This is a genomic window from Raoultella sp., assembly GCF_039594335.1.
In the GTDB taxonomy this organism is placed as follows: Bacteria; Pseudomonadota; Gammaproteobacteria; order Enterobacterales; family Enterobacteriaceae; genus Klebsiella.
On sequence record NZ_JBCNNS010000132.1, the window covers coordinates 1 to 11479 of the forward strand.

The 11479-nt window shown below is 57.8% G+C and carries 11 protein-coding genes and 1 pseudogene; 4 read left to right on the plus strand and 8 right to left on the minus strand.

From position 1 onward, the window contains the following. From ACZAHD_RS18410 to ACZAHD_RS18420, 3 genes are all read left to right on the plus strand, one after another. Positions 1–575 (plus strand): phytanoyl-CoA dioxygenase family protein (locus ACZAHD_RS18410; RefSeq protein WP_462458061.1); only part of this gene is annotated, 575 nt, incomplete at its 5' end. Positions 576–596: 21 nt separating this feature from the next. Continuing rightward, the gene (locus ACZAHD_RS18415; RefSeq protein ID WP_462458062.1) at positions 597–1415 is read left to right on the plus strand and encodes an ABC transporter substrate-binding protein; all 819 of its coding nucleotides are present in this window, start codon (positions 597–599) and stop codon (positions 1413–1415) included. A 4-nt stretch (positions 1416–1419) separates the two neighbouring features. Beyond that, the gene (locus tag ACZAHD_RS18420; RefSeq protein ID WP_462458063.1) at positions 1420–2151 is read left to right on the plus strand and encodes a class II aldolase and adducin N-terminal domain-containing protein; all 732 of its coding nucleotides are present in this window, start codon (positions 1420–1422) and stop codon (positions 2149–2151) included. A gap of 43 nt (positions 2152–2194) precedes the next feature. Here ACZAHD_RS18420 and ACZAHD_RS18425 read toward each other — a convergent pair whose 3' ends face one another. The 8 genes from ACZAHD_RS18425 to nqrC all read right to left on the minus strand — a co-directional run bounded on the left by ACZAHD_RS18425 (position 2195) and on the right by nqrC (position 10746). Further along, positions 2195–2686, minus strand: coding sequence for a TlpA family protein disulfide reductase (locus ACZAHD_RS18425; protein ID WP_462458064.1), 492 nt, complete (start codon positions 2684–2686; stop codon positions 2195–2197). Continuing rightward, positions 2673–3368 carry an ABC transporter ATP-binding protein gene (locus ACZAHD_RS18430; RefSeq protein WP_462458065.1) on the minus strand — a complete coding sequence of 232 codons (696 nt, stop codon included), beginning with the start codon at positions 3366–3368 and terminating at the stop codon, positions 2673–2675. The genes ACZAHD_RS18425 and ACZAHD_RS18430 overlap by 14 nt, the downstream gene beginning before the upstream one ends. 4 nt (positions 3369–3372) lie before the next feature. Then, the gene (locus tag ACZAHD_RS18435) at positions 3373–4503 is read right to left on the minus strand and encodes an ABC transporter permease (RefSeq protein WP_462458066.1); all 1131 of its coding nucleotides are present in this window, start codon (positions 4501–4503) and stop codon (positions 3373–3375) included. Next, the gene (locus ACZAHD_RS18440; RefSeq protein ID WP_462458067.1) at positions 4493–5776 is read right to left on the minus strand and encodes an ABC transporter permease; all 1284 of its coding nucleotides are present in this window, start codon (positions 5774–5776) and stop codon (positions 4493–4495) included. The genes ACZAHD_RS18435 and ACZAHD_RS18440 overlap by 11 nt, the downstream gene beginning before the upstream one ends. A 2-nt stretch (positions 5777–5778) precedes the next feature. After that, positions 5779–7158: a Fe-S-containing protein gene (locus ACZAHD_RS18445; protein ID WP_462458068.1), complete on the minus strand. Its 1380-nt coding sequence runs from the start codon at positions 7156–7158 to the stop codon at positions 5779–5781. Between the two features lie 86 nt (positions 7159–7244). Then, positions 7245–7772, minus strand: a complete 528-nt coding sequence (locus ACZAHD_RS18450; protein WP_462458069.1) for an iron transporter — start codon at positions 7770–7772, stop codon at positions 7245–7247. 26 nt (positions 7773–7798) lie between these two features. Then, positions 7799–9736, minus strand: coding sequence for an FTR1 family iron permease (locus ACZAHD_RS18455; protein ID WP_462458070.1), 1938 nt, complete (start codon positions 9734–9736; stop codon positions 7799–7801). 248 nt (positions 9737–9984) lie between these two features. Then, on the minus strand, positions 9985–10746 hold the full coding sequence (gene nqrC, locus ACZAHD_RS18460; RefSeq protein ID WP_462458071.1) for an NADH:ubiquinone reductase (Na(+)-transporting) subunit C: 762 nt from the start codon (positions 10744–10746) through the stop codon (positions 9985–9987). Between the two features lie 402 nt (positions 10747–11148). Here nqrC and ACZAHD_RS18465 point away from each other — a divergent pair. Continuing rightward, positions 11149–11479, plus strand: a pseudogene (locus ACZAHD_RS18465) (AraC family transcriptional regulator); the annotation flags it as partial.

Sequence of the window (11479 nt, forward strand, 5' to 3'; positions counted from 1 at the left end):
TAATCGGTGGCAGCGGCACCCGTTTTCATCACAGCAAAATCAACTCCAAGCTGCCGTTTACCGCGACACAGGTGAAATGGCATCAGGATTTTCTGTTCACACCGCACAGCAATGACGACATCATCACTGCCCTGCTGATGATCAGCGACGTCACGCCGGAAAACGGTCCGCTGAACGTGGTGCCGGGGAGCCATAAGGGGCCGCTGTGGTCCCACTGGCAGGACGGGCGTTTTACCGGCTCGGTTGACGACGAGGTGGTATCCGCGCATTGCCAGCAGCCCGCAGCCTGCTTTGGCCCGTCAGGCTCGGTGTGCTTTATGCATACCCGCCTGCTTCACGCCTCGAGCCCCAATCAAACCGAGTTGCCACGGACGCTGTTTATCAGCGTTTACGCCGCCGAGGACGCCCTGCCCTTTGGTGAAAACCCCTTGCCAAGCCAGCACGCGGGTCAACTGGTGGCCGGTGTGGAGAGCGGCCTGGTGCGCAGCGCCGCCAACCAGCTACGTTTGCCGCAGAAGCCACGCGGCGCCTCATTCTTTGTTCAGCAGGCCGGCCACGATCTTGCCAGCATGTAATGTCATCCCCTGGAGGTTTTTATGAAACGATTTAATGCTCTGCTTCTTTGTTCCGCTGGCGCGCTGACCTCGTTCAGCACTTTTGCGGCGTTCCTGCAGCCGGGGAAAATTACCGCCGGTTCGGATATGACCTTTTATCCTTATGAATATATGGAAAACAACAAACCGGCCGGGTTTGATATTGAGTTTCTCGCCGGTGTGGCCAAAACCCTCGGTCGCGAGGCGGTGAATACAGATACCCGCTTTCCTAATCTGATCCCTGGTCTGCAGGGCGGGCGGTTCGATATAACCAACTCCTCGATGTATATCACCGCCGAACGCGTGAAGGTGATTGACATGGTGCCGTACCTGAAAAGCGGTGAATCGATCCTCGCGCTTAAGGGCGCCAGCTATCAGCCCAAGACGCCGGAAGAGTTCTGCGGCCATAAAATCGGCTCAATGGGAGCAACCTCCTGGCTGGCGCAGTTGCAAAAACTGTCGGCGGACTATTGCGTGAAGAAAGGTCTGCCACCCATTAAGCTGAGCGAGTACAGTACCGATCCGCAAACCACCCAGGCGCTGCTGTCGCGGGCGGTAGAGGCGCAGATTACCGATGCGGCAGTGGCGCGTGGCGTCGTTGAGAAGCTGGGGGACCGGATCGTTATCTCTTCCGATACCTTAATTTATCCGGTACTGAACGGCTTTGGCATCAAAAAAGGCAACAGCGAAGTGAAGAGCGCCCTTGAGGAGGGGCTGAAAAAATTCAGCGCCACGCCGGAATATGCGGCGCTGCTGAAAAAATACAATTTCCAGCCGCCGACGGAAGAGGATCTGAAAACCCTGATGCCGAAAGCGGAGTAACGCCATGGCTTACTCTTTCGAAGAACAAACGCGGATCGATCTGGCTGCGACGTTTCGTATCATCGCGCATCTCGGCATGCACGAGGCGGTCGCCAACCACTTTAGTGCAGCCCTGTCGCCGGACGGCAAAAAGTTTCTGCTGAATCCGAAGTGGAAACACTTCTCGCGGATCCGCGCCAGCGACCTGCTGCTGCTGGATGCCGATGATGAAGCGACCGCGCAGCGGCCGGACGTGGACGCCACCGCATGGGCGATCCACGGCCAGATTCATCGGCGGCTGCCGGAGGTACGGGTGGTGCTGCACCTGCACCCGATCTATACCACCAGCATCGCCTGCCTGGAGAATCCGCAGATCCTGCCGATCGATCAGAATAGCGCGCGCTATTTTAATCGCGTCGCGGTGGATACGCTGTACGGCGGTATGGCGGACACCGTTGCCGAAGGCGCGAGACTGGCCGGGCTGCTGGCGGATAAACGCCGCCTGCTGATGGGCAACCATGGCGTGCTGGTTACCGCCACGACCATCGGAGAGGCGTTTGACGATATATGGACATTGGAACGGGCCTGTCAAATTCTGGTCACCGCGTGGTCAACCGGCCAGCCGCTGAAGGTGCTGTCCGCTGAGGTGGCGGAGAAAACGGCCCAGGACTGGGAGAAAATCGCCGATTTTTCCCGGCAGCACTTCGCCGAAATGAAGCAGATGATGATTGATGCCGATCCTTCACTGCTGGATTGAAACAGACGACGGAGACTCCCGGGCCCACGCCCGGGAGTCTCGCTTATTGCTGCGCCAGCCGGGTGAATACCGCCTGCAGCTCCGCGGGTTTTCGCCATCCCTGATGCAGTCCTAACACGCGCCCACGCGCGTCGATCAGTACCGAGGTCGGCGTCCCAATCACCTGATAACGCTCTTGGGTCATGTTCAGCTGATCGCGCAGGACCGGATAGCTGATGCCGTGTTTCGCCAGTAGCGGCGCGATATCCACCTGTTCAGCATCAGTATTGACGCCCACCACCACCAGTTTATCCGACCAGCGCTGGCTTAAGGCCTGCAGGGTGTCCATTTCCGCCAGACAGCCGCCACAGCCCGCGGACCAGAAATTCAGATAAATGGCTTTCCCCCGCCAACGTTCAAGACCGGCAGGTTGCCCCTGCAAATCAAAGGTCGCCAGCGCTGGCGCCGTTTCCCCGCGCGCCAGCTTCTCTTCTTTACACCCCGCAGGCAGAAGCAGTATCAGCAGCAATAACATCATCACGTCAGGCATGCGCATGGGCGTTCAGCTCCTCGCCGAGGTATTTGCCATGCTGGAGGCGCACGATCCGATCGGCGAATTTCCCCAGCGCCGGGTTGTGGGTCACCATCACGATGGTGCGCCCCTGGCGGTGTAAGTCGGTAAGCAGATCCAGCACCCGCTGCTCGTTCTCTTCATCCAGGTTGCCGGTGGGTTCATCGGCAAAAATGACCGGCGGCTCATTGACCAGCGCCCGGGCAATGCAGACCCGCTGCTGCTCCCCGCCGGAAAGCTGGCTGGGGAGATGGGTCATACGATGCTCAAGCCCCACCTGCGCCAGAACCGCTTTGGCGGCGGCTTCATCAACCACGCTGTGGTAGTGCTGCGCCAGCATGATGTTTTCCAACGCCGTCAGAAAGGGGATCAGGTGGAACTGCTGAAAGACCAGACCAATCTTCTGCGCCCGGAAACGGCGGCGCCCTTCCTCATCCAGCGCCGCGGCGTCGGTCCCGTCGAGGATAACTTGTCCTTCACTGGCTGTATCCAGACAGGTCAGGATGTTCATCAGCGTCGTTTTCCCGGAGCCAGAGGCCCCCATGATGGCGACAAACTCCCCATGGGCAATGCGCAGATTGATGTCTTCCAGCGCGGTCACCTCACCAAATTGTTTATATAAATGACGGGTTTCAATCACCAGTTGACGCAAAGGCGTGACGGTCATGGCGTTATTCTCCTTTCAACACTTTCGCCGGTTCGAGGCTGACCGCGCGGCGCACCGGAACAATGGCCGCCAACAGGGCAACCAGTAAAGACAGCACGAGGGTAATCGGCAGCACCGGCAGGCGCAGCGCGATGGTGGCGTTGAAAACAGTCAGGCCGAGAAGCTGGGCCAGCAGATAACCGAGCCCCCAGCCACAGACCACCGCCGCCAGAGTGATGATGCTGGTTTCCAGCAGCATCTGGCGGATAATGTCGCCGTTACCGGCACCCAGTGCTTTTTGCAAGGCAAATTCGCGGGCGCGTTCGCCGACAATCGCCATCAGCGTGGTGTTCACGCACAGTGACGACAGGGCGAGGATCACCAGCGACACCAGCCCCATCAACCCTTTGATTTTCTCCAGCACCTGGCCTTCGGTTGCCGAGACTTTACGTACCGGACGAATCTCGAGGTCGGGATAGCGCTGTTGTAGCTGACCGGCATAGCGCTCCACCTGGCCGAGATCGTTGCTGACGCTCAGCAGACCGTGACTGATGGTAGCGGGCTTTTGCAGCCAATCCTGAGCGACATCGAGGCTAACAATCAGCATATTATCGGTGGCGTCGCCAGCCTCGACGATCCCCTTGACCAGCAGCTTTTTACGCCGCTGATGATCGACCAGAGTTACGCTATCGCCGACCTTCAGCGCCAGCCGCTGAGCCAGCTTCACGCCTATCATGGCGTTGCGATCGTCAAAACTGACGCCGATCCAGTCGCCGCTGACCTGCCAGTAGGGCACCAGCTTTTGCAGCGACTCAAACCACACGCCGGCCATCACCACTTTTTCCAGTTCAGTACGCGCTGTGCCGTATAGCCAGGGGCTGGCGCCATGAATCAGCCCCTGCGGTGCGGCGTCGAGAATGGCCTGCAGCTCCGGCTGTGGCATCCGGGTGCCGTGGGCCGGTCCGATATAAAAATTCGCGCCGAAGGTCCGTAGCTCCTCGCTCATTTTACTGTTGATGTCGAACCACACCGCGGAGAGCGCAGTCACGATGGTGGCGCCGACCGCCAGCGCGGCAAAGACCACGCTCACCCGCTGTAAGCGCAGGCGCAGCGCTCGCCAGACCAGTAACCACAACATGTCGCGCTTAGCGGCCATATAGCACCTCCACAGGGTAAAGCCGGGCAATGCGTCGCGCCGGAAACCAGGTCCCGACAAGCGCAATCAGCACCGCAATCACCAGCACACAGGGCACCACCACCCAGGCAAAATCAAGCGGCATGGCAAACAGCATCAGACCAATGATCTTCGCCAGTCCCCAGCCGGCAATGCAGCCGAGCGCCCCGCCGAGCAGCCCGCCGAGCGCCGCCTCAAGATAAAACAGCAGCAGAATTTGCCACTGCCGTGCGCCCAGCGCCTTCATCAGACCAATCTCCCGGGCGCGCTCCATAATGGTACTGGTCATCAACGAGGCGATACCCATTGCCGCCGCGGCCAGCGCGGCGAGGGTGACCACCGCCATCAGCAGCTGAATTTTATCGATCACCACCCCTTCCGATGCCGCCACCTGCCAGACCGGACGCACCTCGGCGCCGGAAATGGCCTCCTCCAGCTGATGAGCAATGGATGACACGTACGCCGTGCAGTACCACAGGTCATACTCTTCGGCATTCAGCGCCTCGAGGTTTTCGCGCGCCCGCCTTGAGAGCTCGTTTTCCGGTACGGTCAGCGCCGACACGCGAATCGCCTGAATTTTCCCCGCCAGACCCAGCAGCTGTTGCACCACGCCCAGTGGCATCACCAGTTGGGTATCCTCATCGCCGCCGCTGGATAAAATGCCGCTGACCGTGACGGTCACCGCCGTCTCCCCTACCTGTAAGCGGAGGCGATCGCCGGGATGCCAGCCGTAATTACGCGCCAGGGCATGTCCGACGAGCGTCTGCGCCTCTGCCCCCGGCGGCTCCTGCGGCCAGCGACCGGTGACCTGCCAAAACGGGCTGACGGCGCGCTGCCCGGTCGCATAGCCCTCCTCGTCAGGTATCGTAACCGGCTGATTAAAGAAGGTGCCCAGCACCCGAATATCATGCCCATCCACCTTCACTTCTCCGCTGAGCATCGGGGCAAAACCGACAATATTGTTGCGCCAGAAAATATCTTTGATATTAGGCAGTTCGGCCTCATCAAGGAAGTCGTCGCTGGCCAGGGGGTTGCTCTGCTCACTAAATAAAGCGGGAAGCGCGGCCTGCCCCGCCGGTTCAATCAGGATATTGGCGCCGTACGATTTCAGCTCACGGGACATTTTATCGCCAATGTCGATGGACACCGCCAGCAGCGCCGAGATCAGGCTGGTGGCCAGAAACACGGTTAACACCGCCAGCGATTTGCGGCGCAGATTACGTCCCCACGACTGGTAGATCATTCGCCACAGCATTGCTACTCCTCCTCCACGGCGCCGGGGGCAAACGCGGCGGGGGTTCGACGGAAACGGTCATAGTTCGCTTCTGAGGCGAAGAACCAGGTTTTTCCACCGTAGCTGTATTTATACTCAGCCGCGGTGTTGGTCAGGGTCGACCCATCCACCGGATCGATGACTTTGATGGTCAATACGGTAGAGAAATAGTTGGCTCCCGCAGCAAGCGCCGCAGCGGGTATCGTCAGCTCGCTCTCATCGTTGCGCCAGTCATCAATCGGCACCGGATTACAACCGCCGGCTTTGCCAATGGAGGGAATAAAAATATGCACTCCGCAAGCAACGCAGATCACCTGGTTTCCTTCCATAACATAGCCCTGGTCGCCGCACAGCAGGCAGGCGTCGAACACCACGCCGAAGCGTAATTTGTCGGGATAGCGGTTAATGATAAAAAAGCGTACCGCTTTACCGTCATCCGCCACCCAGACAAAACGATGCAGCTTGCCGTCGCGAATCTGGGCGACGGGAATGTGCACCCGGCCATCGGCGGCCTGGGTCACCGGCTGCGCTTCCGACAGCCTCGGTGGTTGCGAGGCCACCAGATCCCACCAGAGCTGACCGCCGAGGATCGCCAGCGCGCAGCAGGCGGTGGTTAACCCGAGGCGAATAGCCCCCCGGCGTTCAGCCTGTGCAAGCCGCCGGGCAATCGGTTCGTCAGCCATCTTCACCGCCAGGCTGTAACGGCGGATCGCCGGGAGCCCACACAGGCTCAACAGCAGAAGCATCGCGACGGCCAGCCAGTTATACAGCGCTGCGTTGTTGGTCACTTTGGCAACAAAACTGAGCAGCGGCTTCAGCAGCGGGACGATCTGCAACTTCATCAGCAGCAGCAGTAACGTGCCGGACAGCGGTAGCCACAGCAGGATCACCAACAATATCGTCAGCGGCCAGTACAACCAGCGCATCCGCCGCAGCAGCATGACGCAGAGCGCCGCAGCAAGACACAGGAGCGCGAAGGCCAGCGCGATCGCGGTCAGATTCAGCAGCAGATCGGTATTCAGCACGTGCGTGGAGGTCAGTCCGCCGAGATTAGGATCTCGCGCCCAGTGACGAGCGGCGCCTGCCACGAGGATCCCCTGCCAGAGGTAGCGCAGGCGCGGCCCGGCCCACCAGAAGCTGAGGATAAACAGCAGTGAAAGCAGCATTTCTCCGCCGACCAGCAGCAATTGTTGCGTCTGGCTGCCGCGAATAAACAGTCCAGCCAACAGCCCGACGGCCAGTGCCGCGAGCAGCGTCCAGACCAGAGGGCGTAACGCCGGAGGCGCACCGCGCGCCCAAAGCGCCGACGAGAGCAGCGCGATGCAGAAAAAGACCTGTAGCGTGGAGACGAAAAAATAACTCATGACTTCGACCCGGTACGGCGGATGGCTTCAACCCGCAGACAGCAATACAGCGCAGGAGACTGTTGCCCCTCCTGCGCGACGGACGCTTAGTTCAGGCCGACGTACTTGAACTCATAGCTGACATCAAATGGTTTCCACCAGCGGCCGACGCCGGTTTCGCTGTCGGTATGACGGTGCATCCCGGCTTTTGACGGCGGCTCAATGTGGTAGGTCACTTTATAGTTACCGACCCCCATCATTTTGATATTGGCGCCATAGTGCGGGCCGTCGCTGGCAACCATCGGCATAAAGGTCCCTTCCTGTTTTTCGCCGGTGTCACTATTGACCAGAGTGTAGGTGATGGTCAGATAAGGGATCCATTCACCCGCGCCAAAGCCGTTCTTGCCCCCTTCCACTGCATGAATATCGGCTTCCAGATGGATATCCGATTTCGCGGCCGGCAGCCCCATTCCGCGCGGCTCCATATCGATCGGCTGGAGATAGACGGCGGCGAGCTCCATTTCATTCATGGTGACCGGCTCACCGGCCGGATACTCTTTAAACGCCAGCGCCGCAGGAGCGGCAAAAACTCCGCCCACCATGGCGCTGATAATCAAGGTCTTCTTAATGGTCATCTGACAAATCCTCTCATCTTAAATGGTTAGTCATTATTTTTGATACTCTCGCCAGGTACCAGGCTGCGGCGACGCATGATCCACAGCGCGACCAGCGCCGCAATCAGTAACACCACCTGCGGCGTCAGGGTTTCCAGATAGGGATAAATCCCCAGCCAACTGATTTCCGGAACCCCGCCGATCAACGTCGGCTGGAACAATTTGCCCTCCACCAGCTCCAGCACACCTTTACCGGCGAAAACGAATGCCATCAGGTACATGAAGCCGCCGGTGAACATGAAGAACGGTTTAAGCGGCAGACGGACCACCGAGTAGCGCATGATCAGCCAGGCGACCAGCAGTACCAGGCAGCCAATGACGAACCCGGCGCCAATGGCCAGATGACCGGGCAGTCCCTGCGCATCGCCGATCAGGGCGTAGTAGAACAGCACCGTTTCGGCCCCCTCGCGATAGACGGCAAGGAAGCTGGTCAGCCACAGTCCGACCAGCGAGCCGCGGGAAAGCGAATGGTTGAGCTTGCCTTCCAGCCAGGCCTTCCAGTGGCGGGCTTCGACTTTCGACAGCAGCCAGTAGCTCATACAGAACAGCATCACCACGGCGATCAGCATGGTGATCCCTTCCAGCAACTCCCGGCTGGCGCCGGAGCTGGTAAACAACAGCTGGAAGATAACCGCCGTCGCCACGCTGGCTATCAGCGCCACGATGACCGACTGGCGAATCAACGGCAGTTTGTCGTGATGGTCATTTTTCACCAGGTACGCCACGATGGCCGCCACAATCAGCAGCGCTTCAAGCCCTTCGCGGACGATGATCAACAGGCTGTAGAGCAGCAGGCTCCACTGCGTCTCTTCCCCCTCACCCAGCATCGTCACCGCCTGCTGCAGATCCGCGCGCAGTGCCGCCGCTTCGGTCGCCAGCGTTTCCTGCGACTGGCCGGCTTTCATCAGGCTGACTATGCGGGTGAAGTGGGCCTCAAGGCGGGTTTTGAAGGCGGCATCGCGCGAGCCTGTTTTGTTCTCCATGCCGCTGGCTTCAAAGCGGTCGAAGTAGGTATCCTGGATATCCAGAATCGCATCCTGGGCTTCCCCGCGCTGGTAACGCGCCAGCGCAGCATCAACGCTGCGGTTAATGTCGTTCGCCACGCTTGCCCAATCGGCACGCGGCGCGGTATCGGCAACTGGTGCGGCGCCCGCCGCCGCCGGAGCGCTCAGCGGCTGATCCTCGCGAGTGGTCGGCAGGCCTGGCAGGATATCTTCCAGATCCTGAAGCAGCGCAGTGACCTGGTAGGCGACGTCATTCAGCCGATCCGGCTGGGTCGTCAGGGCAATCAAAGCGGTAAACTGCTGGTTAATCGCCGCCGCCGCTTTCGCCGAACGGTTTTGCCGCACCGACATTTCCATTTCAGAATTTTTAAATCCCTGATAGTGCGCCTGCTGTACCAGCTGGCTGGACTGGCTAAAATTTCCCGCCTGATAGGCGCTCACCGCCTGTGCCAGCAGATCGTCGATGGTGCGGAAACTGTTCTGCCAGTGCAGAGCGATATCGTCGCGGCTTAAGGCGGTATGCTGTTCTTCCGCCACCAGCCGATGGCCTCCATCGAGGGCCGGTTCAACTTCACGCAGCGCTTTTTTGAGCTCGTCGATCCGCGACTGGACCTCCGGCAGCGGTTTACCGTCGGCGATCATCCGTCGGATATCGCCGAAGGTGCTTTCCATCTCGTAACTTTTGCGTGCCGAGAAATTGATGCGAATCGGCCCTTCGAGGTTCTCAAATACTTCAAAGTAGGCGCCCTGCACCTCCCGGCGCGCCTCGTTATTTTTTTGCTGCTGATACAGTTGCGCGGTTTTATCCAGCCGCTGCTCGATATCCTCGATATAAGGCGCATAGTGGGTTTGTGCCATCGCGCACGCGCTAAACAGCAGGCTAAACAGCATTAGCAGCAAAAAATGACGAGCCCAGGGCATGATTCATCTCATTTCAATTAATGATAATGGTTATCATTGTTTTTTTTACTCGCGGCGACATGATGCAGATCATGAAAATGTCAAACGGTGACAATTTATGTAAATTGTTGCAAAGAATCGCCTGTTTAACTGCCCCATCTCTCAGCAGTTAAATAGCCCCTTCGATAGCTGGTGGCGCAATGCCTGGTGGGGAGATAAAAATACGACGCCGGAAGGGCGTCGTGATGAGGGGGGAAATAAGGCGCAGACTATTGCGTTAATATCGCCGGGTTGTCCTGCAGCTGACGCAGAAAATTGCCGTACCCCTGCTCGCCCATCCAGAAATTAATGCTTTTCCCGACGCCGGTTGAGGTTAAGGTCGCCCCGCTGATGCCATCCACGGTATAAACATCGTGCTGGCCCGGATTATCCTGAACGACCTTCAGGGCCGGATTTCCTTGCAGATCGCGTATTTTTTTGCCCGCCCACTGGCTGCGCCACTGCGGGTCCTCCACTCTGGCGCCCAGCAGCGGCGTTTCATTCTGCTGGTAATAGAGCAAATCGTTCACCGTACGGCCATCGAGGTCTAGGGCCACCAGCGCGTACATCATCGATTTCGCGCCTTTGCCGTACACCGGTAAAATAATCTGCTGAATATTATTGTTTTTATCACGCACCAGATAGATATCGACCGGCGAACAGCGCTGGCGGATCTGGGCCGGGTCGTGAGCCGGAGAAAGATCGACGCAGCGTTTCTGCCTCTCCTCCGGCACTCCGGCCGGTAAAAGCTGGCCGCTATCCAGATTCAACCGACGAGTGACGACTCGCGTCTGGTATAGCGTTCTCAGGGTTTGCGCATCGGCTGGCCCATTTTTCACTAACCCGGCAACCTTAAGAACCGCGGCTTCGGTTTCTTCGTTAACCGGTTCGGCAAAATTGTCTTTGAGCAGCAAAAAATAAACAGCAACAATTGCAAAACATAAAACACAAATAACCATCAAAGATAGAACAATTATTTTACTCTTACGCATACGCTGTTATTCCCGTCGCTCGTTGAAGGTTTGCGCTATAGCTTGCGATCGTTTTTATCCGCCTGTCCACTGCATTTTTCATACTATTTCCGTTCATTCAGAGCTCCCCGCGTCGCCGAGATAAAAACTGAAGCCACTTTTTTAAATAACAGCTATACGCACTGATAAAAATATTTACGCCGTAATGAAGGGTTTTTATTTTATATTTCGCGGGCCGTAAAATAAGCCGACAGGGATACCGAAAAACGATCGTCGTAACATCAGCAGCGGTGACGCCTGAGAACTAACTCTATGAAGACACGTAAAAACCAGGCTCTCCGCTGGTATTTTTTAAGATTAATCTTATAATAGGTGGATAAAATGACCAGCCTGGCTGGTGTCAGCCCGGGATACGAAACAATCATGTCCAGACCTACGACGCTGTACGTTCCCCACATATTAAGCGCAGCGGATATTGCGCCGGAAGAGCGCTATCAGCAAATATCGCAGAACCTCAGCTGCTATGGCATTGAGGTCGTGAATAACCGCCGTCCGGCAGAGATTATTGCCCACCATAAAACCATATCTGCTATTTCCGGCGATTATTGTAGTGCAATGGGTTCTAAAAACGAAACAATATTCGACCCGCATCAGGTGGCTGAGTCTTCAATTTATATTTCTCTGCTGGTACAGGGACATCAGCGGATCGGCGGCAGAAAAAAAACAGCCGTCGCCCAGATTAATCCGGGACAGG